The organism is Sphingobacterium sp. CZ-2 (assembly GCF_004526235.1).
GTDB classification, from domain to species: domain Bacteria; phylum Bacteroidota; class Bacteroidia; order Sphingobacteriales; family Sphingobacteriaceae; genus Sphingobacterium; species Sphingobacterium tenebrionis.
The window spans coordinates 2,400,707-2,426,934 of sequence record NZ_CP038159.1; the positions used below are offsets into that span (position 1 = coordinate 2,400,707).

Consider the following 26,228-nt stretch of genomic DNA (forward strand, 5'->3'; position numbering starts at 1 on the left):
ATGCTCATTCAGCTTACCTATCCTAAAAGACGAAAATCAAAACATCTCGGTTTGATCAGTCTACTTTCTCTACTGCTTATCACAGGTTTTCAATTAAGTTTCAAACGAGGAAATACAGCCAAAGAGATCTCCGAGACCGTTTTCCCGGTGATGGAGGATGCCAGGTCGGGTGAGCTTTCGTTGTTGACCTATAATGTGGCGGGATTGCCGCAGATCATTTCCAGTGCGGAAACAGACCGAGCGATCAGCATCCAGGAGATCGGTCGGCAGATGAATAAATTCGATCTGGTGAATGCCCAAGAAGATTTCAATTATAACCGACAGCTCTATGCGAAGAACACGCATCCCTACCGTACGGAAAACATGGGCGGGGTTCCGTTCGGAGATGGCTTGAGTACGCTGTCCAAGTATCCTATCTTGGAGACCGAACGCATTGCCTGGGAGGATTGCAGTGGTTCGGATTGCTTAACCCCGAAGGGCTTCAGCTATCACCGGGTACAATTGGCCAAAGAGGTGTTTATTGATGTTTATAATGTCCATGCTACTGCGCAGGATAACCCTTCGGCAGTCCTGGCAAGAAGAAAGAACCTCCTGCAATTGGCCGAATACATCAAGGAGAAATCTGCTGGAGAAGCGATCTTGATCATGGGGGATTTTAATGCCCATTACGCCTTTTCAGAAGATAATTTACACGATTTCCAGAAAGAAACTGCGGTTCAGGACAGTTGGGTCATGGTTCAGAACAAAGGAATACACCCAGCCTTGGTGCCTGATTTTAAGGCGATCCATGCACTTCAGGTTACCGAAGTATGTGAAAGTATTGATAAGATCTATTTTAGGGATAGTGAGAAGTTGCGCTTTAGCCCGAGTTCCTACAAGATCGAACATGAGTTGTTCAGCAATGAGGAAGGAAAACCGCTTTCCGATCATTGTGCCATCTCCTTGAAAATGGCCTGGTCCCTGAATTAGAGTTTATAACCTAATTTCCGCATACCTAGGATTTCCAGGCTATATACTTCGAATTCTTCCATCACGCGGCCGTGCAATTCATAGAATCCACTTCCCAGAAAAGGGTATTGCTTGAGCACGGGCGGGAAGTGAACCGTATCCAACCAATTCCCATCCACATCCAGAAAAGTGCCAAAGCACATCCTTTCTCCTTTGATGGTTCGGGTTTCTTTGATGGTCACTAACCTGCCGATCACCTTGATCTGTTGGCCCAGGTAATCCTGCAGCCGTTCCGCACATACCGTTCCTTGTAGATGCATAGGGTCAAGAAGCTCGTAGAAATCCCCCACTACAAAACCCAAGAGATCCAGTTCGTCCTTGAGGTCTTCCATGCGGTCTTCATCAAATTTGGGCAGGGTAAATTGCAGTTCCTCGCTTTCGAAGAGGTTGACCAGCACTTCCTTTTCCACCCTTTTGCTCCGAAAATTGGCCTCCCAGAGCAAGGTCTTCTTGTCCAGACCGGTAAACCGTAGTGCTCCGATCCGGATCAGGATGTTCAATTGCTCCGGAGCAGGTTGTAGGCGCTGTAGGATATCATGCAGGTCTAGGTAGGGGCCATTAGCGACCCTTTCTTCGACGATGCGATGACCCAGTTCCTGTTCCAGCCCCTGTAGGTGGATGAAACCCACATACACCTGTTGTCCACGGATATTGGTGAGGTAATCACTCTGGTTCAAGCAGGGGAGTTCGATGATCCCGCCATTTCTTCGGAGTTCATGGAAATAGAATTCCGTACGGTAGAACCCTCCAAAGTTATTGATCACCGCCACATAGAATTCGCAGGGATAATACGTCTTGAGGAAGAGACTCTGATAGCTTTCCACGGCAAAGGATGCCGAGTGGCCTTTGGCAAAGGAGTAGCCACCAAAACTTTCCATCTGTCGCCATATTTCCGCACTGACGGCCTCATCGTGCCCCTGCGCTTTACAGTTCACAAAGAACTTCTCACGCATCAGCTCAAACTTGTTCTCCGAGCGGTATTTTCCGCTCATCGCGCGACGAAGGATATCCGCTTCTTCCAGGGAAATCCCTCCAAAATGATGGGCCACCTTGATCACATCCTCCTGATACACCATCACACCGAAAGTTTCCTCCAGCAGTTCCTTCATTTTAGGATGCAGGTACTCCACCTTGTCGCGATCGTGGTATCGTTCAATATATTGCTTCATCATCCCCGATTGGGCGACCCCCGGGCGGATGATGGAGCTTGCCGCCACCAAGGTGATGTAATCGGAACATTTTAGCTTACCCAACAATTGGCGCATCGCCGGACTCTCGATATAGAAACAACCAATGGTATCCGCGTTCCGGATCATGTGGGCCAATTTAGGATCCTTGAAAAAACGGTCCACATCATGGATGTCGATATGCTTGCCCTTGTTCTGCTGCACCAGTTCCAGCGCATCCTTGATATGCCCCAGTCCCCGTTGGCTCAAGATGTCAAACTTGAACAGCCCGATTCGGTCCGCTTCGAACATATCCATGTGCAAGGTCTTAAAACCCTTGGGCGGAAGCTCCAGCACCCCGTAATTGGCAAGGGGCTCCTCACTGATGAGCACGCCCGCCGCATGCACACTCACATTGCTGGGGAAATTGACCAATAGCGCACCGTATTTCTGGATCCAACGCTGTATCTTATCCTCTGGGCTCCATTCTCTTTTGTGCACCAGCTCATCGATCTCTTCCTTCGGCAAACCAAATACCTTTCCCAATTCCCGAACGATCGCCCTACGCTGAAAAGTGGTATACATCCCTAACAGGGATACATGCTGTTTTCCATAGCGTAAAAAGAGGTATTCAAAAATAGAATCCCGGTCCTTCCAACTAAAATCGATATCAAAATCCGGTGGGGAGGTACGGCTGGGGTTCAGAAAACGTTCGAAATATAGGTTCAACTGTATAGGGTCCACATCGGTGATGCGTAGGCAATAGGCGACCACCGAATTGGCACCACTACCACGCCCCACATGGTAGAATTTCTGCTCGTTGGCATAACGGAGCATATCCCAAACAATCAGGAAATAAGAGCAGAAATTGGATTTGTAGATGATGCTGAGTTCTTTTTCCACCCGCGCCATGGCCTGCCGATTCTTGATCCCATAACGGGTCTTGCAACCCTCTACCGCCAATTTCCGCAACAATTCCTGGTCCCCTTCCTCCGAGGCCGTGAAATACTTTTTGTTCTTATCCACATGGAATTCCATGCTGATGTTGCAGCTCTTGATCACCTGCATGGTCTTACTGATCACACTTGGAAAGCGGGCAAAGGCAGCGACCAGCACCTCTTCCTCCACGAGGGTTTCATTCGGGCCGGCATAATCCGCTGGGGTCAATTTGGAGAGTAGGGTATTCTTAGCGATCGCCCTTAAGATCCGATGCACATTGTAATGGGCTTTGTCCTGATAGGTGACCGGATGAAGGACTACCCAGCAATCTGCGGCTAGCGCTTCCTGCCAATTCAGTTTATGGAGATCTTCCATCCCCAGACCGATCAGTTCCTGGGGATGGAGCTCTTCGATTTCCGGATGACGTTCAAATGGATAGATTACCCATATGTCTTGCAGATCAAAAGTCGGTCGATCGGGAAAATCCAGTTTTTTCACTTTATGATGGGAAAGAAAATGATGGATCTGCGTAAGCCCTTGGTTGTTCTTCGCCAATAGGATATAACAAAGCTGATTATCATTTCTGACCTCTGTACCGACGATGGGCTTAATGCCCTTTTCTTGGCATTTTAGGACAAAATCCCAGCAATCGGCGGTAGAATTGATATTGGTAAGCGCCATGGCAGTGATGCCCATACCTGAAGCTTGCTCCAGTAGATCTTTGGGCGAAAATGTTCCATAATGGAAGCTGAACCAGGTCTTACAATTCAAATACATGTTACAAGATTACGAAATATAGCTTTATTTTGCTAAAAATATTAGTAAAATAAAGTATAACAAATTGATAGATAACCTTATAAATAAATTGTAATTATTCAGACTAACTATTAAGCAGGAAGTTCTTTCCACTCCCAATCGAAGGACATGGAAACCGCCAAATGGTCGGATAGGGCAGCCCCGGCCTGATTGGTAAAATGGGAAATCTCCACCTCATAGGTCTTAGGGATCAAAGTCAGCTTATCCCCATTTCTAAAAAAGATCTTGTCCAGACTTTCGGTGTCATTTGTCAGGGAGAGCATGTGCTGGGCAATGAATTTCGGGATGATCTCCGGAAATGTACCGTTGCGGAGATGGGTCACCCATCCATCCGACAATCCGGTATTCACTAAAAATTCATGGAGATTATCGCGTTTATAAGCATAATGGGCGTTGAAATCCCCCATTACGATCAAGGGTTTTCCGACAGAATGTTCTTGGATATAGGCCGCTAATTGACGGATGTTTTCTCTTCTTGCTTTTGCCGCACGCGCTACATCACTGGAATTGGCATGCACATTATAAACATCGATAAACACATGCTGATCCAATTGGATTTTGGCAAAAGTGAATCCCTTCACGGTCCAACAATCCGGACCACTACAATGCCGCCAAGGAATACGACGGTATTCTACAATCGGATATTTGGATAGGGTATTCAAGCCATCACCCAAAGGGATTTTTCCTTTATGCACCGTGCGGTAGGGATGTTTGTTCAGGGAATAGAAGGCCGAATTGTAATTGAAGTCTTCCTGTACATTCACGATGTCAAATTCCTCCACCTTTTCACCAATCTCCGTGATACTGACTCTTCTAGGGGTTTTTGCGGCTGAGATGCCTTGGGGTAATCCGGCAATATTATAGGTCAGCACCTTAATATTGCCTTTTGAAAGTTGGCCGTCTTTGTCTTCATCTGGCGTTAATTCTACCAGGGTTAATTTTCGTCTTAGTTTTTTGAAAATCAATAAGACTACAATAATCAGAACAACCAGTATATATACTATAATCATCAACAAACTATTATGGGAATAAAGATAACCTGATTGGATTACCTAAATCTTTATTTTATGTTAAGTTATCCTTATTCCTTTGATGACGTTAAAATCTTATTCTTGATCAGGCTTATCCTTATTAGGTTTTTCCTTTTTCTCTTCGTTGATATTCTTCAAATCTTCATACGGGTTTTCCTCCGCCTCATGGACCTCTTTGTAAACAACTTCTTCCTTCGTTTGATTGCCTTGCTCATCGGTAGTTACCTTCACATCCATTTCAATTTTCTTTTTGTTCTTAGGCGTTCTGACAATTCCCCATTTCATCAACAACTCCTGGGTGGAGTTCTTTTTGAGGTGCAGTTTTTCAGGTTCACCGATCAAGAAACCAATCGCCTGCATACCAGGAGAGGCATCGAAAATAACCTTCAAGGTAGCAATCAACGGTAGGGCAAGGATCAATCCGGCCAATCCGAATAGCATACCACCCAATAAAATACCTATAATGGCCATCAACGGATTGATGCTTACTTTACTGCCTACTATATTAGGGGTGATGATGTTTCCTTCCAAAAATTGCACCACCTGGAACCAAGCGACCACACCTAATGCATACCAAGCACTATCCTTGGTAGCCAAGGCAAATAAGGCGGGCAGGATGGACCCAATGGCAATACCAATATAAGGCAATAGCATTAACAAGGATGCCAAGGACCCAAAGAACCAAGCATAGTCAATGCCCATGGCCATTAAACCTACGGTATTCAGCACCGCTACGATCCCCATTACGGTGATCAGACCGACCAGGTAACTCTGTACAACCTCATATATTTTGTTCAATACCTCATTCACCTTGTGTTGAGGTGTAGATTTGAAGGCCTTGAAGAAAAATTCCCGAAAGAAATCACGGTAGTACAATAAGAAGAAACTGAATAACGGAACCAAGATGGCACTACCCAGTAGGTTACCGATGGAGCCAAAAGTGGAGGTTAATGTCCCGGCCATATTCTCCATGGATTTATTTCCCTGCTCGCGGAGTTTTTCCATCACCTCTGTCTTCTCAACACCAAACTGACTACTGATCCATTCCTGGCCGCGCTCCAGAACCGATAGCACTTTGTCCGTTATCGCCGAAGCATCTTTTCCGATGATGATACTTTCATGCACAATAAACCAAAAAAGCCCAGAAATGACCGCGATAGCGACCAGAACTGCTAGAATGGACGAAAATGCTTTCCCTAGATGCAGGCGGTCGAAGAACCTTGCCAAGGGATAGAGAGAAATGGAGATAAGGATGGAGAATAATAGTGGTAATAAAACACTTTGCGTAAAATACATCAAAGCTATGATTAATACCATCGCCAATAAGCTTGCAGAAAGCTCCATGGCATAGGGTCTTTTGGTCTGATTTTTTTCCATATGGTCTTTATAACGTGTTAGGCAATTTTTTGTTTTTCCTTTCCCAATATAAAACATATAAAAATGCAAAGAAAATAACGATGGCATTTCCATACATGATTCCTGGGATTCGCGATATCTGATCGTGATAAATATATCCTGCAAATACTGCGCCACCACCGATACCGGCCTCTAAGGCAATATACATGGTTGCCATGGCCTTACCGCGGTATTGCGGAAGGGAAAGATCGATGGTCCAGGCATTCACGGCAGGCGAAAATATCCCCGTACCTATCCCATAGATACAGGCACCAATGATCAGGTGCAGAATACTGTCGCTAAAACCGATGTATAGGACGGAGATTGTAACAATCAATAAACCTACTTTCATCACGGAAATCCGACCATAACGGTCTGCCACTTTCCCGGATACCATCCGTATGGCGACGGACGCAACGGTATAGGCCGTGAAGAAGAGGCCTTTGTTCTGTATCCCCAAATGTTCACTCCAATCGGGAATAAGGGTCAGGATAACGCCATAAGCGGTATAAGAGAACAGAGTCACTATCCCCGCCGGGATGACCCGAAGTTCGATGATGTCCCTCCGCGAGATCTTCAGCATTCGCCGATGGAATTTTTGCTTATCCTTTAAGGTCTCCTTCATGTTCATGACGATGATGATGGACAGGAAGGCGAAAGCAGAAGAGCTGTAGAACATGGTGTTCAGGTCGGCAACCATGGCAATATAACTTCCGATGGCAGGTCCAACCGCGCCCCCAATACTAAAGCATAGCCCATGCATGCCCAATGCTTCGCCCCAACGTGTAGAAGGAATAATATCGGCTATATAGGCAGAAGTTGCCGTAGGTTTGAAACCGGTGGAGAATCCATGCACCAATCGGAGAAGAAAGAATCCGGCCACACTGGTCAAGATAGGGTAGAGGAATCCACAGAGCACACATACGATGGATCCGATCGCCATCACGGGAACACGACCCCATTTATCGGTCAAACGACCACTGAAAGGTCTGGAAATTCCGGCTGTCAAAGTGAATAATCCAATGATCAGGCCTTTATGTTCCGCTCCGCCCAAGGAACTTAAATAGTTGGGCAGTTCGGGGATGATCATGTTGAAGCTTGCTGAAAAAAGCAAGGAACTCAGGCAAAGTAACCCAAATTGTAAGGTATATAAGGGCCTTTGATCTTCCTCCGCAGCATTCTCCATCATATTATCTTAGTTTTTGTCTTGTTAATTCTGAACAGAATATGGTAGTCGCCACAGCAACATTCAATGATTCGGCAGCACCGACCCGTGGAATGGTCACCTTTTTCTGGATTTTCGGGATCAGATTCTTCCGAATGCCATTCCCTTCATTGCCCATGATGATCAAGCCTTGCTTACCAAAATCAGTATCATAGATGGAATCGCCATCCAATAAGGCACCGAAGGTGGGCAACTGGTTTTCTTCCAAAAAGGATTCGATATCCAGGTAATGGATCTTGATCCTGGAAAGGGAACCCATGGTTGCCTGTACTACCTTGGGATTGTAGGCATCCACCGTTCCTTGGGAGCAGATCAGGTGCTCGATGCCGAACCATTCTGCGGTGCGGATGATTGTACCTAAGTTGCCTGGATCTTGCACATCATCCAAGATCAAGCTGTGTTTGTTTGCAAGGATAGCAGGGTCTAGATCGTCCTCCGCAGGGATTTCCACCGTCGCCAATGCCCCTTGTGGATTCTTAAGGCTACTGATTTTTCCAAATTCCGCTACAGTGACTTCTTCCAGTTTTATATTTTGAGGGATTTTCCCCAATTTTGCAGCGGCATCTGCCGTCGCCCATATTTTTTGTATCTTGTAGGATGAGCCAACAAATTCCATTACGGACTTAATTCCTTCCACTACAAATAATTGATGCTGGGTACGAAATTTTTTATGCTGCAATGACGTAATTAAACTGATTTGTGCTTTTGACAACATGGGACGAATGACTAAAAAAAGAAGTTTGTTTATTTTTGCAAGTATAACGTTTTTGTTGCTATTTTTTGCAGCATGTCGTTCAGCGAAGTACTTGGAAGAAGACCAAGCCTTGGTGACGGATGTAGATATCAACGGTGTCAATCAACAATTGAAGGAAAGTGCCGGTCAATACGTGGCCAATGATATTCGCCCTAATTCCCCCTTATATTTAACCATTTACAATATTTTCAATACCCGTGATGGAGCCTATAAAACGGATGGAATTAAAAACGTAGGTGAAGCCCCACGGATTTTGGATTCTGCCCTGGTGGAACTTTCCGCCAACCAGATCCAACGTTTCCTGCAGACCAAGGGATATTTCAATGCCCAGGTGAAACCCCAGGTTTTGATCAAAAACAAAAAAGCGAGAATTGAATTCAATACGGAACCTGGCCAAGGTTACCTGGTCAATGCTATCAACCGGGAGGTGCAGGATCCAGAAGTGGATCGGATCTATCAAGAGGAGGTCGTTCCTGGCAGCCTCGTGAAAGTTGGCAAGCGATATGATGCTGCCGATCTTTATCTGGAAAGGGAAAAATTATATACCAGTATGCGTGAGCGTGGGTACTATGATTACCTACGGCAGTATATGCGTGTTGGTGTGGATACCATAGGTCTTCAACATAAAACCGATCTTTCCATTCAGGTTTCCAACCCAAGTGATTCTTCAGCACATCAGATCTACCACATCGATTCGGTGTATTTCCGAGTGGAAGCTGCCGATCCATCCCTGCGGAAAAATGAAGAAGCTTACCTAGATACCCTTCGTAAGATCGTTTATCTAGATGAGACCGGTAAGTTTCGCTTATCGCCTTTATCCCGCTATGCGTTCTTACGTAGAGGACAGAAATACAATAGCGAAAACGAGGAACTGTCTTACGATAGGCTCTATGAGATGAATGGTTTCCGGTCGGTCAAGATCAACTACCAAAAAAAGGATTCCGCGTTGTTGGATGTTTATTATAACCTCATTCCTCGTGCGGCCATGAGCAATCAGATGGAAGGAGAATTTACTTTCAGTTCGGGGATGAGCGGTTTCAACGTGGGAAATACCTTTGCCCACCGAAATGTGTTCGGTGGTTCGGAAACCATCGAGGTGCGCATGCGCTACGGGGTACTTTTTGATTCCAGACTACCGGGAAGTTTGTCGGACAAGATCTTCAACAATGATTTCCAGATCGGGGTCAACCTGTCCTTTCCACGCATATTGGCGCCTTTCCGCGTTCGCAGTGTTGGACGTTTTGGACTTCCAAGAACCACGATATCCTCCAGTCTGCAGTTGTTTTTCCAGGATCAGACTTATGCCAACCGTTATTTTATCAACAGCTTGAACTACCAATGGTACGAAGCGACCAACAAGATGCATAGTTTCACGCCTGTAGTGATAGAATACCGTGATGGCCGATTGAACGAATCCTTTATGAATAACCTGATCGAACAGGGTTACGAGCTGTATGTGCGTAGTAACAATCGTCGATATTTTGGATTGGGTTCACAATATGCCTACACCTATAATGCGCCAAAATTGACTTCCAAAGAAAGCTTCAGCTATTTCCGTGGCGCAGCGGATATCAGTGGTAACCTTTTGGGGCTATTGTCCAATACCCTCAACCTGCGGACCAATGATAAGGGCGAGAAGTTATTGTTCGGCGTTCCTTATCTGCAATATGTGAAGGGCGAAGTCGATTACCGTTGGTATAAATTCCTGGGCGGTAATAAACAATTTGTATTTCGCTTTAATTCGGGGGTGATTGTGCCTTATGGTAACAATTCTACCTTGATCATCTTTGAAAAGAGTTTCTTTTCAGGCGGTATGAACGGTATCCGTGCTTGGCAGGCCAGAACATTGGGGCCAGGGGGGTATAACCGCTCCACCAAACCGGAGAATATCCGATTGAACCTCCGCAACCTGGATCAGCTGGGGGAGGTAAAGATCGAAACCAATGCGGAATATCGCTTCCGGATGTTGAATAACTTCTTCGGCGCCAAACTTAATGGAGCTACTTTTATCGATGCCGGAAATATTTGGCGATTGCGTAAGGACGATTTCAATATCGATGGGGAATTTGTCGGAAGTAAGTTCCTATCCCAAATGGCCATAGGTACCGGTTTTGGATTGCGTGTGGATATGGATTATTTTACCATCCGCTTAGATGCGGGTTTGAAGGTCAAAGATCCGCAGTTCCGTGGTAAAGAACAATGGGTCATCAGGCATCTGTTTGATTCCAAGGATTTCAAAAACCAATATGCACTGAGCAACCGCCCAGACCGCTATAATTTTATCCAATATAATTTTGGTGTTGGAATGCCTTTTTAAACGATGGTAAGCCTTGCGAAGATCGTTTAAATCAGATCTTTCAAACCAAGTATGGTACTTTCGATCAGCTGTTTTACATCTAATCCTTTGCTATAATTCAAATAGAAGTACACCAAGGCAATAATCAAAAGGGTGATCAGGAATCGCTTTAATTTATATGCGATGAATAAGACCAGCAATGGAACGACGATCAGCAGAAAACCAGAGATCTTGTAAGGGCTTATCCCTTTTTCGGTTACCCGAAGAAAAAATAATTTCCCGATTTCCTTACTTCCCGATTTATGCTTGAAAAAAACAAATGTCGAGGATTCGATGGGGTTGCTTGTAACAGCCACTCCATCTGTAAAACGCAGATCTTGCTGGAAACCATTGATCGTGAACTTGTAATCACCGTTCACCTGATTATTGGTTTTTTCAAGTGAATCCGTGGCAATAATAGCGAGTTTTCCATTCTGAGAAAGATTTTCTTTCACCATGAAATCATTAATACTTGCTTGTTGAGCCGTACCAGTGAACGGAAAAATCATAGCCATTGCTAGTATCAAGCAGATTATCCAGCTGTTTTTCATGATGCAATGATACAAAATAGATAGGAATCTTCTTATCTTTGCAGACATTATTAAATAAAAGCAAAATTATATGTTGCAGTTAAATTACATCCGTGAGAACAGGAATGAAGTAGTTGAAAGACTTGCTGTAAAGAATTTCAACGATGCAGAATTGGTAGATCAGATCATTGCCTTAGACGAGCAACGTCGTAAGGTTCAAAATGAATCGGACTCCATCGCAGCTGAAGCCAACTCCTCTGCAAAGCAAATTGGAGATTTGATGCGCCAAGGTAAGAAAGAAGAAGCCGAAGCTATCAAATCGCGTTCCGCAGCATATAAAGAACAGATTAAAAACTTACAGGATACCTTGGAGCAGGTAGAGCAGGATTTGCAGTCTAAACTCGTGCAATTACCTAATTTACCATACCATATGGTACCAAAAGGATTGACCCCGGAAGATAATGAAGTGGTATTGACCAATGGAGAAATTCCAGCATTGGGTACTGATGCACTTCCACACTGGGAGTTGGCCGCGAAATACGATATCATTGATTTTGAGTTAGGAACCAAGATTACAGGAGCCGGCTTTCCGGTGTATAAAGGAAAAGGTGCTAGATTGCAAAGAGGATTGATCAATTTCTTTTTGGATGAAGCGACCAAGATGGGCTATGGTGAGGTGCAGGTTCCGATCGTTGTGAATGAAGCTTCGGCCTATGCAACGGGACAATTGCCGGATAAAGAAGGGCAGATGTACCATGTAACGCAAGATGAGCTATACATGATCCCAACGGCTGAGGTGCCGATCACCAATATTTACCGTGATGTTATTGTTAAAGCGGAAGATTTTCCGATCAGACATTGTGGATATACGCCTTGTTTCCGTCGTGAGGCAGGATCTTATGGCGCGCATGTGCGTGGTTTGAATAGGTTGCACCAGTTTGATAAGGTGGAATTGGTTCAGATTGTTCACCCAGAGAAATCTTATGAGACCTTGGAGGAAATGAGTACGTATGTACAGTCTTTATTGCAGAAGTTGGGATTGCCTTATCGTGTGTTGAGGTTGTGTGGTGGAGATATGAGTTTTGCCTCTGCGATGACCTATGATATGGAGACTTATTCTGCTGCGCAGCAACGTTGGTTGGAGGTTTCTTCTGTTTCTAATTTTGAGACTTATCAATCGAATAGGTTGAAGGTAAGATTTAAGAATGAAGACGGGAAAACTACTTTAGCGCATACATTGAATGGTTCTGCATTGGCTTTACCAAGAATTGTAGCGACGCTATTGGAGAATAACCAAACTGATAAAGGGATTAAGATTCCGGATGTATTGGTGCCTTATGTAGGCTTTGAGTATATTGATTAAGGGATTTTACCCGTCATTGCGTGGCTCTGCGTCATTGCGAGGCTTTGCGTCATTGCAAGGAACTTTACCCGTCATTGCGAGGAACGAAGCAATCTTTACACTAATCCAAAGATTGCTTCGTCATACCTCCTCGCAATGACGTACCTCCTCGCAATGACGGAAAGTCTATCATCTAATATCTCTCATCTATTATCTCTTTAAAAGGCTCCATCCTCACCAAATACTGATCATTCTCATCCTCAAAAAGGATCTGAACCACCCATCCCTCTTCCCGCGCTATTTTGATCAAAGTCTGCTGATCAATATACAACCACTTAAACAGATCCCCCTTCTGTTCCTTATACTCATATTGAAAATTGATCTCCCCAAAATAATGCTCCGGCCTTTTGATCTTATATTCTTCATATAAATAAGAAATATCCGAGCTATCAAACAGCAACTGCCCTCTATCCGACATCAATGTTTTGGCATGTTGAAGCACCTTCCGAAATCCCTCCAAAGTCCCAGCAATCCCGATTCCGTTCATCAAGAATAACAAAGTATCATACTTTTCTTCACCCCCATATTGGAAAAAATCCCCATGCACCACTTTCCCAACACCTCTTTCCCGCATGATATTACAAGCGATCTCTGAAATCTCCAATGCCGTCACATCAAATCCTTTTTCCTGAAGGTATAAAGCATGAACACCTGTTCCTGCCCCCACATCCAACACCTTACCATCACATAACGACAAGGCGATAAATTCCAATTCCGGGATATCCTCATCTTGCCTGTAAAAAACCTCCACAGGCATTTCCTCGATATCGCCATAACTGCTATGCAACAATAGGGGATGGCTCAGTTCACCCTTTTCCTTATAATCAAATAAGGCATCGCCATATACATCTCTACTCATGTTCCTGGATATTTAAGAATCGCTTCGCCATTTTTATTTCTTCTGGATCACCGGTGTGTTTATTCGGCTCGTCAGAAAGTTTGATAACCGGTGTCCATTCCCCTTCATCAGGATAGGCTTCCGTCATTTTCAGCACGATATTCATCCGCGGTAGTCCCACATCATTGGTGAAATCTGTTCCGATACCAAAGGAATGGCCGATTTTATCCTGGCTGAATTTCACGATCTTCACCACCTTTTCATAATCCAATCCATCGGAAAAGATTATGGTCTTGGTCAAAGGGTTGATCCCTCTGCTTTTATAATGATCGATGGTCTTTTGTGCAAACTCAATAGGGTCACCACTATCATGCCTTACCCCATCAAATAATTTGGACAGTTTTTTATCAAACTGTTTGAAGAATACTTCGGTGGTATAGGTATCAGATAAGGCGATCCCCAAATCCCCTCGATACACGTTGGACCAGTTCTCCAGCCCAAGCAGGTTCGCCATTTTATAACCATATTTCGCAGCATGGAACATAAACCATTCATGGGCATGCGTGCCGATCGGTTTTGTTTCATATTTCATGGCAAAATGAACATTGCTGGTACCGATGAAGGTATTGGATTTATGGGATTTCAATGCTTTGATCACCAAATCATGCACGGCGGAAGAATGTCTACGTCGTGTTCCAAAATCGGCAATGGTGATGTTCAGCTTATCGTATTTGTCCATCTTATCATTTACGATCTTCATGACCTCTTCATCGTCCACCCTTTGCATGCCGGTCATTTCATAATACAATTCGCAGATCAGGGCCATCAAAGGCACCTCCCAAAGAATGGTCCTGTACCAATATCCCTCGATCTTGACGATCAGATCATCTCCCTTTTGGGTAATCTTCACCTCATCCGGGTCGTACTGGTAACCTTGGAGAAAATCAAAATAGGTAGGATCGATGTAGGGACATGTTTTTGAAAAAAAGGTTTTCTCGGCTTTGGTTAATTTCAAATCGGCCATCTTATCCACTGCCTCTCTGAATTTCGCTGCAAATCCTTCCGGAAATTTATGTTTACCACGATTGATGAACTGGTATCTCGCTTTTGCTTTTGGAAACAACTTAACGACAGCGTATTGCATCGTGAATTTATAGAAATCGTTGTCTAAAATGGATTTTAGTTTTGCCATTAGGTGTGATTTATGCTTTTCTGTTCCTTACAATTTAGTAAAAATAGAAGAATTTCGGGTTTTTAGCAGCATATTTCCGAATTATGAAATCGAGTTACCCTCGAGGCTTAAGCAGGTTGTAAGTAATTTGCAAGTGAGGTGTAAGTGTATAAAGTCACTTCCAAGTCACTTACACCTCACTTAGATCTCACTTGCAGCGCGATTCCAAATGGTGAAAAATTCGGTTGAATTTACCAAGATCCTTATCTCTCCAACCATACAAAAAAAGGCCGTATACTGATGTGTATACGACCTCTTTAAAATTTATTTCGACTAAATGTATGTATTATCTTCTTCCTGAATTTCCTCGTTCCGAACGGCCAGAATTACCACCGCCATTAGATCTTGCGGCAGGTTGGCTAGAACGGCTTGAGCTTCTTTCCACAGTTGGTCTACTTTGAGAACCTCTTGACTGAGATTGATTACTCGTTTGGAAAACACGGTTCTGCGTTTGTGGTCTGCTTGAACGTTCCATTTGTTGAGAACGCTGCGGACGACTTTCCTGACGTGGAGCTGCTTGCCTTGGAGATGATTGTCTTGGAGCAGACTGCCTTGCAGTTTCTTGTCTCGGTGCTGATTGTCTAGCAGTTTCTTGTCTCGGAGCAGTCTGTCTTTGTTGACTTCTGCTCATCGATTCGCTTCTTCTTGACTGTTCAGTGGGACGAGTCGTTGTACTTCTTGTGTTTCCTTGAGAACGCTCGGTTCTATTTCCTTGAGAACGTTCAGTTCTATTATTAGCGTTGTTAGAGTTGCCAATACGCATCACACGTTGACCGTTTTCATCCTTAGTAATATTATAGTTTCCACTTCTTGAAGATGAACGAGAACTTGAACCTCTATTACCTTCTGAACGAGAGATAGTACCTCTATTACTTTCTGAGCGAGAACTTGAGCTTCTATTACCTTCTGATCTAGAGATGGTACCTCTATTGTTTGAAGGGCTACCTATTCTTGCTGAACGGTTAGCTCTAGCAGAGTTTCTATCCGGACGGTACATATCTACCGAGTTTCTTCCAACACGAGTTATAGAACGGTCGCGGCTAAAATTCACATTTCTTACATCTACACGTCTACCAAGTCCACGTTCGATATCACGACGTGATGGTCCACCATAGTAATGGTTGTTATTAACGATATAGGTGTTGTTGATAATCGTAGTTCTGTTATAGATATTACGGTTTCCGTAAGACCAGTAACGAGACATGTGGTTATCATAGATACGACCGGTAGGTAGGAATAACCAAAGATTAATCGGTAAACCAATATTAACGGTTACAGAAATACCAGGCGACATTGGAGCCCAACCGTAGTATCCACCACCATTACGCCAATTTACCCAAGCCGGTCCCCATTCATATCCAGGGATCCAGGCCCAGCCACGATGGTTACGGTGAATCCAACGACCATAGTGGAATGGAGCCCATCCCCAGTCGTAATTAGAAACCCATGTGTTACCATATTCGGTCATGGTCCAATAGCCATTGGTTCCATAAGGACGAAAATCGCGTCCTTCATTAGGATACCAAACATCACCATATTCTGGGTCTCTATCCCAGTCGCCATAGGGGCTTAATTCATGATAGAAGTCATCAAATTCCAAATCATCCTCATAATAACCTTGGGCGGCTGCATTTTTTGCAGAAAAAACAGCAAATAGCATGAATAAAATTCCTGCAAAAATTGGCGAAGTGTTTAAATTTTTCATATGCCAACCAAATTAAGTTTTCGCTTATTTTGTAAGTATGACCTTAAACGAGAAGGAAAGGTTTAATAGTATAATTTTTTTGTCAAACTTTTTTGGCTCAATTGCTGTATTAAGGAATAATGGCTTTGAGAAATTTTGGGAAAAAATAAATTTGTACATTTGCCAACGAATATTACCAATGCTGGAAAACAGGAAGAGTAACATAATCATTCATTAATGGCAAAAAAGATAGAGACCTTACTCCTTGAATTTGCGAAGATCCATCGATTCTTGATGCGCTTCTTCCGCGAAGTGGTAAGTCCCCCATTTGAGTTTAAGGAAATTATCCGTCAGTGTTATGAAATCGGATGGAAGTCATTTCCCTTGATTAGTTTAACCGGATTTATTGTGGGCTTTGTATTTACAAAACAATCCCGACCTTCTTTGGAGGATTTTGGGGCCACATCCTGGCTTCCGAACCTGATCTCCATTGCCATCGTGAGGGCATTGGCACCTTTGGTAACCGCCTTGATCGCATCGGGTAAGGTGGGGTCGCAGATCGGTGCCGAATTAAGTTCCATGAACGTAACGGAGCAGATCGATGCGATGGAAGTTTCTGGTACCAATCCTTTCAAATTTTTGATTGCCAGCAGGATCCTTGCTACCACCTTGATGATTCCTGTTTTGTGTTTTTATGTGGCAGGTATTGGTTTAGCAGGTGGTTATTTAAGTATCATCTCTAAGGATCAGTTAAGTATATTGAGTTTTATTACACAAGTCTTTGAATCCATCACCGCGAAAGATGTATTTGCGATGGTGTTCAGAGCAGTGGTATTTGGTTTTACGATTGGATTTGTAAGTACATATGTAGGTTATTATTCTACAAAAGGTACTGAAGGTGTGGGTAAAGCGGCCAATGCGGCGGTTGTTGCCTCCATGTTCATTGTATTTATTGAAGAATTGCTGATCGTACAGATTCTAGCCTTAATAGGATAACATGGAACAGAAAAAGAACGTAGAGATCGATTATAATGATGCCGTGATTCATGTAGACCATGTGAGCAAATCATTTGGAGACCTGCATGTACTGCGTGATGTCGACCTGAAATTGTACAACCGCGAGAACCTGGTTGTTCTTGGGCGTTCTGGTACCGGTAAATCCGTATTGATCAAATTGATCTCCGGATTGTTGAAACCAGATGCTGGAGATATCCATGTTTTGGGCGAGGTGGTCAATCATCTAAAAGAAAAAGAATTAAGGGAACTTCGATTGCGGATTGGATTCTCCTTTCAGAATAGTGCCTTGTATGATAGTATGACGGTTAGGGAGAACCTAGAGTTTCCTTTGGTGAGAAACAAAAGAAACCTAACCAGGGCAGAGATCAACAAAGAAGTGGAAGATGTATTAGATGGCGTTGGGCTATTGCGCACGATCAACCAAATGCCATCCGAACTGTCCGGTGGACAACGAAAAAGGATCGGTATTGCGCGTACCTTGATTTTAAGACCCGATATCATGATGTATGATGAACCAACGGCGGGACTTGACCCGATTACCTGTTTGGATATCAATTCCCTGATCAATGAGGTTCAGGAACGGTATAAAACATCATCCATTATCATTACCCATGACTTGGCCTGTGCAAAAATGGTCGGTGACCGAGTGGCCATGTTATTGGACGGACGTTTTGAACGAGTAGGTAAATTTTCGGAAATATTTGATACAGAAGATGAAAGGGTGAAACCTTTCTATGATTATAATTTTATTGTATAACAGAGTTTATGGCAACAACAGATAGAAAACGATCCATAATCGTTGGTTTGTTCACCTTTATTGGATTAATCATTTTAGTGGCTGGTATCTTGGTTTTGGGTACTCAACAGAATAAATTCAGTAAGAATTTAACAGTTACGACCTATTTCAAGGATGTTAAAGGACTGAAAGTTGGAAACAATGTTTGGTTTTCCGGTGTAAAGGTTGGGATTATCAAGGAGATCAGTTTTGAGAGTGTAGAGAATGTGAAGGTGGTTCTGAATGTAGAGGAAAAATCGAGTCAATTTATCCGCAAGGATGTTATTGCGACCTTAAGTTCAGATGGTTTGATCGGTAATGCGATCATCAGTTTGGTGGGTGGTTCCGAAGCTTTCCCACAGATTGAGGACAATGATGTCATCAAATCCGGAGTTTCTGGTGGTATGGATGCCATGTTGGCAACCCTACAGGTTAACAATGAAAACCTATTGGAAATCACCAAGAACTTTGCCTTGTTATCTAAACAGATTTTGGATGGAAAAGGAACAGTAGGTGCGCTGATGACGGATGATGAGATTGCCAATAACCTGAAGAAAACCGTTGTTTCCTTGAATGGAACCATGACTACAGCTAATGCAGCGGTAAATAATTTATTGACCTTATCTCAGAAATTGAACAACAACGAAGGATTGATTCATGATTTAACCACCGATAAAGAGGTTTTTGCGAGTTTGAGACAATCTGCAGCACAATTGCAGGGAGTAACTCAAACGGCATCTGCTTTGATGGCCAACCTGAATGAAACAACCGCTCGATTGAACGATAAGGATAATGCGATCGGTGTGTTGACCAACGATCCAGAGGCTGCCAATGAGATCAAGCAGATCCTACGGAACCTGAACATGGGTTCGGCGAAGTTGGATGAAAATATGGAAGCTCTTCAGAGTAACTTCTTATTGCGTGGATTCTTCAAGAAAAAGGCGAAAGAAGAAGCTGAAGCAGGCGTAGATAGCTTAAAAAATTAAGCTTAGATGATTACAGAAAATGATATCCTTTTTGAGGATAACCATCTTATTGCCATTAATAAACAAGGTGGTGATATTGTTCAGGTAGATAATTCAGGTGATCCTTCGATGGAGGATATGCTGAAGGTTTTCCTGGCGAAAAAATATAATAAGCCCAATGATGCATTTGTTGGGGTGATCCACCGCTTGGATCGTCCGGTAAGTGGGATGATTTTATTTGCCAAGACCAGCAAGGGTTTGGATCGAATGAATCGGCTGTTCCATGATCGTAAGGTCAGTAAAACTTATTTAGCTGTTGTTCGCGAAAAGCCTAAGTCGATGAAAGGGACTTTGAAAAACTGGTTGTTGCGGGACAGGAAGAAGATGGTGACCAAAGCCTATGATCGGGAAGTGAAGAACGGGAGTTATGCGGAGTTGGATTATGAGGTAGTGGGAGCTTTGGATGGGTTTTATCTGTTGAAGATCAATCCGTTGACTGGAAGGACACATCAGATCCGGAGCCAGCTTTCTTTTATGGGCTGTCCGATCGTGGGGGATAATAAGTATGGGTATCCTCGCGGAAGCCAGTTAAGGACTATTTGTTTGCATTCGAGGTCTTTGGCGTTCAAGCATCCGGTGAAGGAGGAGGAAATGATCGTGAAGGCACCATTGCCGAAGGATGGTTTCTGGGAGAAATTCAATGTTTTGTTGAAGGAGGATATCTGATTGTTGGTCTGCTAAGATCTGATCGTTGGTCTCCTGTGGATGTTTGATATTAGTTAAGATTTATACGTAACTTTATACCATGAAATATTTAAGAGCCCTGAAGTTGAGTCTAATTGCTTTGATGCTTTGTTTGTCTTTTGTTTCTGTGCCTACGGTTAGTTCGGCGCAATGTGCGATGTGTTCATTAAATGCAGAGAACAGTACAAAGGATGGCAATACGCAAGGGAAGGGATTGAATGCGGGGATATTGTTCCTATTGGCGATGCCATTTCTTTTTGCCGCTGGTATGGGAATTCTTTGGTACAAGAAATACAGAACACCTTCGGAGAAGTCTGGGTTTAAGATGACGGAAGGGTTGGAGAAGTAACTTTGTTAGGGGGGGCGCGTCATGGGCCGCCCCCCGTCATTGCGAGGAACGAAGCAATCTTTTGATTAATTTAAAGATTGCTTCGTCGTACCTCCTCGCAATGACGGAATGATTCCTCGCAATGACGCAGAGCCTCGCAATGACAGGGAAACTTACCTACTCCTAATTTTAATCCTACTCATGATTAATATACTGCATCGTACTATCAAAAATAAACGCCTTATCCGGAAACTGCGCACCAATAACAGCTTGAATTTCCTGCAAAACCTCCTCTTGAAACTCCACAATCTCTTTTTCGCTATTCAACGTCACCTGCATACAATAAGTCTGGCCTTCATGCGGCGAATTCAACATCTTCAAAAATTTGATGTTCTTGCCTTCATGCGCCTTCAATTGAGTCCTGATCCAAACCAGCAGATCATGATGAACGCTGTCCTCCATAATGATGGAAATGTTATATAGAAACATAAAATATGATTTTGATATCTGCTGTAAAATTAAGGTTGCAAAAGTAACTTTTCCGTATTTTTTTTTAATATTTGAGAAAGGGATAAAATAGTATATGAAAGGGAATGCTTTGATTTTTGTAATAATCTTGCTTGGGATGTTTATTTCTTGTAAGCAATCGGACAGAAATCAACCGATTATCCCCGTGGAAGATTTCTTTGTAAAACCCGATAAGGGATCTTTCAAATTATCACCTGATGGCAGCAAAATTGGCTATCTGGATGTACATGACCATTGTAAGAATATTTTTATCCTGGATCTACAAAACCCCGATTCATCCAAGCAACTGACCTATCAGGCCGACCTGAATGTGCAGAGCTTCTTTTGGCTGGATAACAAACAGATTGTCTTTTCCAATACCCAATCAGCGGCAGATAGCCTCCGATTGTTCTATATTGATGTGAAGACCGAAAAACGGTCCCCATTATTATCGCCCCAGAAGTCAAGGTTAAGATGGATCAATCCCATCAAAGTGAATAATGGTGCTGTTACTGTGGCGATGAACAAACGGGATTCTTCTCTTTTCGATCTCTATAAAATCTATTTTGATGGTCGTAAAGAGGAATTGGTCTACAAAAATCCGGGCAATATTGTTTCTTGGATCGGCTCGCCGGATGGGGTGGTGAGATTGGCAATGACCAGTGACAGCGTACAGGAATCCGTGCTATACCGTGCCTCCGAAAGCGCAGCTTTTAAGGAGGTCATGCAGAACAATTTTGAAACGATCTTCATTCCATTGGGTTTCAAGAAAGGCGCTATGGAAACCGTATATGCCCTATCCAATCAGAACAGAGATAAACTTGCTTTGGTCGAATTTGATGCAAGTCAAGGAAAAGAGGATAAATTACTGTTCATGGAAGAAAAGGGAGATCTATCCTCCGAAGGATATTCCCATCAGGTTCAAGAAATGGCTTTCACCTCTTCTTTTACCAATAAATATGAAAAGCGCTTCTTCAATCCCGTGTACGAAGATGTGTATAAAGACCTGAAAAAGAAATTCGATGATTCGGAAATTGGTTTTGTGGATGCAGATCAGAAACTGGAAGGTTTCATTGTACGTGTTTATAGCGACATCCATCCAGGGGAGATCTACTATTATAACCGCTTGTCCAAAACCTACAAATTATTGACAGAGGATAATCCGAAATTGAAGGATAAAGACTTCAATAAAATGGAGGAACTGGTTTATCAGACCCGTGATAATAAAACCATCCATGCCTACATTACCTATCCAGGGAATAAAACGAAAGATGTACCTGTTGTGGTATTGGTCCATGATGGACCGAACCGACGCAGCGATTGGGGCTTTGACCAGGAGGTGCAATTTTTGACCAATAGGGGATATGCAGTCTTCCAGATCAATTATAGAGGTTCTATGGGTTACGGTAAGGAATTCTGGACCGCTGGTTTTAAGGAATGGGGTGGTAAGATCCAATCGGATATCTCCGAAGGGGTAACCTGGTTGATCCATCAGGGGATTGCCGATAAGAACCGTATTGCCATTATGGGCTCCGGTTTTGGGGGTTATTCGGCGCTCTACGCTGCAGCCTTCAATCCAGGATTGTATAAATGTGCGATTTCATCCTCCGGATACAGTAATCTATTTACCTATTTTAGGGAAATCCCAGCCCATTTACAGCATTATGTGCAGTTGTATTATCGGATCATCGGAAATCCGGAAAAGGAATCCGAACTCTTCCAGGCGATCTCACCTGTTTTCCATGCGGATAAAGTAAGAATGCCGGTCCTGTTTTTCCAAGGCGGAAAAGATAAATACAGCTCCGTGACCGATGCGAACCAATTTGTGGGCAAGTTGAAAGCCAACAATGTGCCTGTACGCTATGTTTTCAAGAAGGATGAAGGGAAACGCTTTAGAAACGAGGAGAACGTAGTGGAATACTACCAGGAAATAGAGCGTTTTTTGGCTGAGAATTTGCGTTAATTAACTTAACATGATCAATAGGACCAGTAAATATCGTAAGAACTTAGGTTTATTGATAACCTTTTTCTCCTTTCTGACGATCCTATACATCGTTTCGGTCTTTGTGGCGCGACGGACCATGACGAATTTCGTGGAATCTGAATTCTTTAATAGAAAGGCCGATGTCTTTGATAGCAGCCTAAAAGCCTATAATAATTTCTTCAATAACGATATTCCGGAAGTCTCCAACTACCAAGGTTACCTAGACTCTGTACATGCCATCACCTATGCTGAAAAAATCTTAAGAAAAACCCCTTTCCTGGAGGAAGTGGTCTTCTATGATGTGTTGTTCAGTAATTTAAATGAAGGGGTACGTGGTGTGCGGTTTCAGAACCTATTGATCTATCCTCGATCTATCTTTTCCTTCCACCTGAATGAAGAGAACAAATTGATCAAGAACAGTCTGACCGAAAGCACAAACAGGCCATCTTCGGATGATTTCAACAATATGGCCATCAAAATGGTGAATTTTTTGGAGGTTTTGGATGATTCAACTTCCCTTTCCGAAAATGATATCTATCGGATTTTTTATAATACGATGCCCGGGAAGATCACCTTTTTGAACATCCCTCGGGTAAATGCCCTCCGTGCCTATAAGGGTTTGATGGAGGATACCAGCAACATCTCCCAAGCTTATGACCAGGATTTCTTTGTGTACAAGGTAAATCCGCAGAAGATAAAAATCGTCAATACCCAAGAGCGCTTGTACGAGAAGGTAAGGATTCTGCCGATCGCCAATCCAAACCTGACCGAAGAACCCTCTTATCTTACTACCGATATGCCCTTGCCAAACGCCTTATCGGATTATAAACTGCAGTTTGACTCCTCCGAACAACATCTCCGGGGCGAGATCAACCGCCGATTTTTCCCTGTAGTGTTAGGGATATCTTTAGTTTATTTTATTTTATTGTTAATAATTTACTTGATTTACCGTAATATATCCATCAACAGCAGGCTGTTTCAGCTGCAGTACGACTTCATCAATAACCTGACGCATGAGTTCAAGACCCCGGTGAGCGTGATCAAGATTGCAGGGAATAATATCAAAAGTGCGGAGAAAATATCCGATCAGGAAAGGAATATGTATGGAAGGATCTTGGATCAGGAAGCGGATAAGTTAAATAATTTGATGAATAAACTACTGTCTTTCACGCAGATAGAAAATAAATCCTTAAAATTTAAGGGAGAATACGTGGATTTGAACAGTTTTTGCGAGGAAATATTTGATGCAACACGTTTGAAGTATCCCGATTTAAACCTGAGTTATCGAATTCAGGTGGTGAATCAAATGTATACCGATCCAGTTTTATTGAATTCCGTGTTTCAGAATTTAATCGATAATGCTTATAAATATTCCGAAGTTTCGAGAAAATTTATTGATATTAGTGTTGAGCAAATCAAAAGTAATTTTGTGATCGTGTTTGCCGACAAAGGAATCGGGATTGAAAAACAAGAATTAAAGAATATATTTAAAAAGTTTTACAGAGTAAAGAATCAATTTAATCAGGGTGGCAGTGTTGGATTAGGCTTGGCATTTTGTAAAGAGATTACTGAATTTATGGGTGGAGAGATCAAGGTAAGCAGTGTAAAAGGTGAAGGAACGACATTTACCCTGGTTTTTCCAAAATAATTCGAAGCAAACTATGAATAAAGATATAAAAATTGCAGTTGTTGAAGATGATGATAACTTACGCTTCTTGGTAAGTCATCGCCTCCAGACAGAGAATTTTCAGGTTATTCAATCAAATAATGGTATAGAAGCCGAGAAGATCATCTTGGATGAGCGTCCAGACATCGTTCTGTTGGATTGGATGTTGCCGGGGAAGGAAGGTATTGATGTGTGTGAATCGGTTAGGAAGGCAGGGTTTGAGAACATCATCATCATGATGACGGCAAAATCACAGGACATTGATAAGATTGATGCCTACAGCTTCGGAGTTACCGACTACATCACGAAACCTTTCAACATGGACGTGCTGGTTGCCATGATCGAGAATAAGGTACGCTTTTTCGTGCCGAAATCGCAGAATGAAGTATACCACTTTGGCAATACCGAGCACCATCCGAATGTGCATTCCCTGATCAGGGATGGCAAGAAGATTGAGTTGACCATCTTAGAGAACCGTATCCTACTTCATTTCCTTCAGAATAAGGGCCGTGATATCACGAGGGAAGAATTAATGGAAGTGGTATGGGGCTATAGTTCCAATGTGAATACCAGGACCTTAGATATGCACGTGGTGCGTTTGCGTAAGAAAATCGAGACCAATCCGGACAAACCATTCTACCTACAGACGGTGCGTGGATTAGGATATAAATTTATCAACGACGAGGGCGAGGAAACCGCCTAAAAATTTGTTTTATTAAAATATTTTATATATCTTCGTCAGAAGAGCAAGACCATGTTGTCCTTATTTGGATAGTGTGGTCTTGTCTTTTTTTTGTTAATTAAAATTATTCATTAAAGATCGCGTAAAGGGTTAATATTATGGCAGAAGTAACGTATTACACCGAAGAAGGTTTGACCAAATTAAAGGAAGAACTTCAATACTTAAAAACAGAAGGAAGAGCAAATATTGCGAAGGCAATTGCAGAAGCTCGTGATAAGGGAGATTTGTCGGAAAATGCAGAGTATGATGCTGCAAAAGAAGCTCAAGGGCTTCACGAGGCGAAGATCGCGAAATTGGAAGAGGTTTTGGCCTCTGCACGAATCATCGATGAGTCCAATCTGGACACGTCGAAGGTGCTTGCTCTATCTTTCGTAAAGATTAAAAACAAGAAGACCGGGGCGGTGATGTCCTATCAGTTGGTTTCCGAAACGGAGGCTGACCTGAAGGCAGGGCGTATTTCGGTGAAGTCGCCAATTGCACAGGGTCTTTTAGGCCTGCAGGTAGGTGACGTCGCGAAGGTGGATGTGCCTGCTGGTCAAATGGAATTGGAAGTCTTAGAGATTTCCCGATAAATTTATTCAGGTTATGTGCGGTTTGCCATAACCGTATGTAATTTATGAGAATGCCTCCAAATCTTGGAGGCATTTTTTTTAGCGGTCAAAAAGGCAGTCGAGATGTAGAGAAAATTCTTATCTTTGTTACTCACGAAAAACGAGTAGTTTATGTCTACAATATTTTCAAAAATTATAGCTGGGGAGATCCCAGCGCATAAGGTTGCCGAAAGTAATGATTACCTAGCCTTTTTAGATGTTAATCCATTGGCCGAAGGTCATGTGCTAGTGATACCGAAAAAGGAAACAGATTATATATTCGATATCGCGGATGAAGAATATATGGGTATGTGGGTTTTTGCTAAGATCGTTGCCCAAGGAATCAAGAATGCCTTTCCATGTAAGAAAGTCGGGGTAGCGGTAGTAGGATTGGAAGTGGCACATGCGCACATCCATCTGATCCCTTTGAACAATGTTCATGACATGAACTTTGAAAAACCCAAGTTGAAACTGGAAGATCAATTGATGTCGGATATCGCTGAGAAGATTCGTGAATCAATCTCTTCCATCACAAATCCTGCTTAACTAAAAACAT

23 protein-coding genes are annotated in these 26,228 nt (G+C 43.0%); 13 read left to right on the forward strand and 10 right to left on the reverse strand.

Features of this window, described 5'->3' with window-relative positions; all coding sequences use genetic code 11:
- Nucleotides 1-969 (forward strand): endonuclease/exonuclease/phosphatase family protein, encoded by a 969-nt coding sequence (locus E3D81_RS10660; RefSeq protein ID WP_245153199.1) that lies wholly within the window; start codon nt 1-3, stop codon nt 967-969.
- Here E3D81_RS10660 and E3D81_RS10665 read toward each other — a convergent pair.
- The 5 genes from E3D81_RS10665 to E3D81_RS10685 all read right to left on the reverse strand — a co-directional run bounded on the left by E3D81_RS10665 (nt 966) and on the right by E3D81_RS10685 (nt 8,295).
- The gene (locus E3D81_RS10665; protein WP_134777359.1) at nt 966-3,890 is read right to left on the reverse strand and encodes a DNA polymerase III subunit alpha; all 2,925 of its coding nucleotides are present in this window, start codon (nt 3,888-3,890) and stop codon (nt 966-968) included. The genes E3D81_RS10660 and E3D81_RS10665 overlap by 4 nt on opposite strands.
- A gap of 110 nt (nt 3,891-4,000) precedes the next feature.
- Nucleotides 4,001-4,939 carry an endonuclease/exonuclease/phosphatase family protein gene (locus E3D81_RS10670; protein WP_134777360.1) on the reverse strand — a complete coding sequence of 313 codons (939 nt, stop codon included), beginning with the start codon at nt 4,937-4,939 and terminating at the stop codon, nt 4,001-4,003.
- A gap of 96 nt (nt 4,940-5,035) precedes the next feature.
- Nucleotides 5,036-6,337, reverse strand: a complete 1,302-nt coding sequence (locus E3D81_RS10675; protein WP_099366192.1) for an AI-2E family transporter — start codon at nt 6,335-6,337, stop codon at nt 5,036-5,038.
- A gap of 7 nt (nt 6,338-6,344) precedes the next feature.
- Nucleotides 6,345-7,544: an MFS transporter gene (locus E3D81_RS10680; RefSeq protein WP_245153200.1), complete on the reverse strand. Its 1,200-nt coding sequence runs from the start codon at nt 7,542-7,544 to the stop codon at nt 6,345-6,347.
- A gap of 1 nt (nt 7,545) precedes the next feature.
- Complete coding sequence (locus E3D81_RS10685; RefSeq protein WP_134777361.1) at nt 7,546-8,295, reverse strand: TrmH family RNA methyltransferase; 750 nt, start codon at nt 8,293-8,295, stop codon at nt 7,546-7,548.
- A gap of 7 nt (nt 8,296-8,302) precedes the next feature.
- On the opposite strand from E3D81_RS10685, the gene E3D81_RS10690 reads away from it, so the two are divergent.
- Nucleotides 8,303-10,651 carry a BamA/TamA family outer membrane protein gene (locus tag E3D81_RS10690; protein ID WP_134777362.1) on the forward strand — a complete coding sequence of 783 codons (2,349 nt, stop codon included), beginning with the start codon at nt 8,303-8,305 and terminating at the stop codon, nt 10,649-10,651.
- Nucleotides 10,652-10,677: 26 nt separating this feature from the next.
- Here the strand turns inward: E3D81_RS10690 and E3D81_RS10695 are convergent, their stop codons facing one another.
- Nucleotides 10,678-11,220 (reverse strand): hypothetical protein, encoded by a 543-nt coding sequence (locus E3D81_RS10695; protein WP_134777363.1) that lies wholly within the window; start codon nt 11,218-11,220, stop codon nt 10,678-10,680.
- A gap of 70 nt (nt 11,221-11,290) precedes the next feature.
- Between E3D81_RS10695 and serS the strand changes: the two genes are divergently transcribed.
- Nucleotides 11,291-12,562: a serine--tRNA ligase gene (gene serS / locus E3D81_RS10700; protein ID WP_134777364.1), complete on the forward strand. Its 1,272-nt coding sequence runs from the start codon at nt 11,291-11,293 to the stop codon at nt 12,560-12,562.
- A 172-nt stretch (nt 12,563-12,734) separates the two neighbouring features.
- Here the strand turns inward: serS and E3D81_RS10705 are convergent, their stop codons facing one another.
- The 3 genes from E3D81_RS10705 to E3D81_RS10715 all read right to left on the reverse strand — a co-directional run bounded on the left by E3D81_RS10705 (nt 12,735) and on the right by E3D81_RS10715 (nt 16,375).
- Nucleotides 12,735-13,460 carry a class I SAM-dependent methyltransferase gene (locus tag E3D81_RS10705; protein WP_134777365.1) on the reverse strand — a complete coding sequence of 242 codons (726 nt, stop codon included), beginning with the start codon at nt 13,458-13,460 and terminating at the stop codon, nt 12,735-12,737.
- On the reverse strand, nt 13,453-14,631 hold the full coding sequence (pncB, locus tag E3D81_RS10710; RefSeq protein WP_134777366.1) for a nicotinate phosphoribosyltransferase: 1,179 nt from the start codon (nt 14,629-14,631) through the stop codon (nt 13,453-13,455). Before pncB ends, E3D81_RS10705 begins: the two co-directional genes overlap by 8 nt.
- Nucleotides 14,632-14,956: 325 nt before the next feature.
- Nucleotides 14,957-16,375, reverse strand: coding sequence for a DUF6600 domain-containing protein (locus tag E3D81_RS10715; protein ID WP_134777367.1), 1,419 nt, complete (start codon nt 16,373-16,375; stop codon nt 14,957-14,959).
- Between the two features lie 216 nt (nt 16,376-16,591).
- Here E3D81_RS10715 and E3D81_RS10720 point away from each other — a divergent pair, with 216 nt between their 5' ends.
- The 5 genes from E3D81_RS10720 (at nt 16,592) to E3D81_RS10740 (ending at nt 20,204) form a co-directional block, all read left to right on the forward strand.
- Nucleotides 16,592-17,350: an MlaE family ABC transporter permease gene (locus tag E3D81_RS10720; RefSeq protein WP_099366174.1), complete on the forward strand. Its 759-nt coding sequence runs from the start codon at nt 16,592-16,594 to the stop codon at nt 17,348-17,350.
- A gap of 1 nt (nt 17,351) precedes the next feature.
- A complete protein-coding gene (locus E3D81_RS10725) occupies nt 17,352-18,128 on the forward strand; it encodes an ABC transporter ATP-binding protein (RefSeq protein WP_099366173.1) in 777 nt (258 codons plus the stop codon).
- 8 nt (nt 18,129-18,136) lie between these two features.
- Nucleotides 18,137-19,132 (forward strand): MlaD family protein, encoded by a 996-nt coding sequence (locus E3D81_RS10730; RefSeq protein WP_134777368.1) that lies wholly within the window; start codon nt 18,137-18,139, stop codon nt 19,130-19,132.
- Nucleotides 19,133-19,138: 6 nt separating this feature from the next.
- Nucleotides 19,139-19,837, forward strand: coding sequence for an RluA family pseudouridine synthase (locus E3D81_RS10735; RefSeq protein ID WP_134777369.1), 699 nt, complete (start codon nt 19,139-19,141; stop codon nt 19,835-19,837).
- 79 nt (nt 19,838-19,916) lie between these two features.
- A complete protein-coding gene (locus E3D81_RS10740; protein WP_209023054.1) occupies nt 19,917-20,204 on the forward strand; it encodes a hypothetical protein in 288 nt (95 codons plus the stop codon).
- A 174-nt stretch (nt 20,205-20,378) separates the two neighbouring features.
- Here the strand turns inward: E3D81_RS10740 and E3D81_RS10745 are convergent, their stop codons facing one another.
- Nucleotides 20,379-20,672, reverse strand: coding sequence for a DUF4286 family protein (locus tag E3D81_RS10745; protein WP_134777370.1), 294 nt, complete (start codon nt 20,670-20,672; stop codon nt 20,379-20,381).
- Nucleotides 20,673-20,808: 136 nt separating this feature from the next.
- On the opposite strand from E3D81_RS10745, the gene E3D81_RS10750 reads away from it, so the two are divergent.
- The 5 genes from E3D81_RS10750 to E3D81_RS10770 all read left to right on the forward strand — a co-directional run bounded on the left by E3D81_RS10750 (nt 20,809) and on the right by E3D81_RS10770 (nt 26,218).
- Nucleotides 20,809-22,653, forward strand: a complete 1,845-nt coding sequence (locus E3D81_RS10750) for an alpha/beta hydrolase family protein (protein ID WP_245153201.1) — start codon at nt 20,809-20,811, stop codon at nt 22,651-22,653.
- Nucleotides 22,654-22,663: 10 nt separating this feature from the next.
- Nucleotides 22,664-24,322, forward strand: a complete 1,659-nt coding sequence (locus E3D81_RS10755; protein ID WP_099366167.1) for a sensor histidine kinase — start codon at nt 22,664-22,666, stop codon at nt 24,320-24,322.
- A gap of 13 nt (nt 24,323-24,335) precedes the next feature.
- Nucleotides 24,336-25,043 carry a response regulator transcription factor gene (locus tag E3D81_RS10760; RefSeq protein ID WP_099366166.1) on the forward strand — a complete coding sequence of 236 codons (708 nt, stop codon included), beginning with the start codon at nt 24,336-24,338 and terminating at the stop codon, nt 25,041-25,043.
- 137 nt (nt 25,044-25,180) lie between these two features.
- The gene (gene greA / locus E3D81_RS10765; protein ID WP_099366165.1) at nt 25,181-25,654 is read left to right on the forward strand and encodes a transcription elongation factor GreA; all 474 of its coding nucleotides are present in this window, start codon (nt 25,181-25,183) and stop codon (nt 25,652-25,654) included.
- A 150-nt stretch (nt 25,655-25,804) separates the two neighbouring features.
- The gene (locus tag E3D81_RS10770; RefSeq protein WP_134777372.1) at nt 25,805-26,218 is read left to right on the forward strand and encodes an HIT family protein; all 414 of its coding nucleotides are present in this window, start codon (nt 25,805-25,807) and stop codon (nt 26,216-26,218) included.
- Nucleotides 26,219-26,228: the final 10 nt, after the last annotated feature.

Coding starts and splice junctions, on each gene's coding strand:
- E3D81_RS10660 (WP_245153199.1), top strand. CDS start 1: ATGCTCATTCAGCTTACCTATCCTAAAAGACGAAAATCAAAACATCTC.
- E3D81_RS10665 (WP_134777359.1), bottom strand. CDS start 3,890: ATGTATTTGAATTGTAAGACCTGGTTCAGCTTCCATTATGGAACATTT.
- E3D81_RS10670 (WP_134777360.1), bottom strand. CDS start 4,939: ATGATTATAGTATATATACTGGTTGTTCTGATTATTGTAGTCTTATTG.
- E3D81_RS10675 (WP_099366192.1), bottom strand. CDS start 6,337: ATGGAAAAAAATCAGACCAAAAGACCCTATGCCATGGAGCTTTCTGCA.
- E3D81_RS10680 (WP_245153200.1), bottom strand. CDS start 7,544: ATGATGGAGAATGCTGCGGAGGAAGATCAAAGGCCCTTATATACCTTA.
- E3D81_RS10685 (WP_134777361.1), bottom strand. CDS start 8,295: ATGTTGTCAAAAGCACAAATCAGTTTAATTACGTCATTGCAGCATAAA.
- E3D81_RS10690 (WP_134777362.1), top strand. CDS start 8,303: ATGACTAAAAAAAGAAGTTTGTTTATTTTTGCAAGTATAACGTTTTTG.
- E3D81_RS10695 (WP_134777363.1), bottom strand. CDS start 11,220: ATGAAAAACAGCTGGATAATCTGCTTGATACTAGCAATGGCTATGATT.
- serS (WP_134777364.1), top strand. CDS start 11,291: ATGTTGCAGTTAAATTACATCCGTGAGAACAGGAATGAAGTAGTTGAA.
- E3D81_RS10705 (WP_134777365.1), bottom strand. CDS start 13,460: ATGAGTAGAGATGTATATGGCGATGCCTTATTTGATTATAAGGAAAAG.
- pncB (WP_134777366.1), bottom strand. CDS start 14,631: ATGGCAAAACTAAAATCCATTTTAGACAACGATTTCTATAAATTCACG.
- E3D81_RS10715 (WP_134777367.1), bottom strand. CDS start 16,375: ATGAAAAATTTAAACACTTCGCCAATTTTTGCAGGAATTTTATTCATG.
- E3D81_RS10720 (WP_099366174.1), top strand. CDS start 16,592: ATGGCAAAAAAGATAGAGACCTTACTCCTTGAATTTGCGAAGATCCAT.
- E3D81_RS10725 (WP_099366173.1), top strand. CDS start 17,352: ATGGAACAGAAAAAGAACGTAGAGATCGATTATAATGATGCCGTGATT.
- E3D81_RS10730 (WP_134777368.1), top strand. CDS start 18,137: ATGGCAACAACAGATAGAAAACGATCCATAATCGTTGGTTTGTTCACC.
- E3D81_RS10735 (WP_134777369.1), top strand. CDS start 19,139: ATGATTACAGAAAATGATATCCTTTTTGAGGATAACCATCTTATTGCC.
- E3D81_RS10740 (WP_209023054.1), top strand. CDS start 19,917: ATGAAATATTTAAGAGCCCTGAAGTTGAGTCTAATTGCTTTGATGCTT.
- E3D81_RS10745 (WP_134777370.1), bottom strand. CDS start 20,672: ATGTTTCTATATAACATTTCCATCATTATGGAGGACAGCGTTCATCAT.
- E3D81_RS10750 (WP_245153201.1), top strand. CDS start 20,809: ATGTTTATTTCTTGTAAGCAATCGGACAGAAATCAACCGATTATCCCC.
- E3D81_RS10755 (WP_099366167.1), top strand. CDS start 22,664: ATGATCAATAGGACCAGTAAATATCGTAAGAACTTAGGTTTATTGATA.
- E3D81_RS10760 (WP_099366166.1), top strand. CDS start 24,336: ATGAATAAAGATATAAAAATTGCAGTTGTTGAAGATGATGATAACTTA.
- greA (WP_099366165.1), top strand. CDS start 25,181: ATGGCAGAAGTAACGTATTACACCGAAGAAGGTTTGACCAAATTAAAG.
- E3D81_RS10770 (WP_134777372.1), top strand. CDS start 25,805: ATGTCTACAATATTTTCAAAAATTATAGCTGGGGAGATCCCAGCGCAT.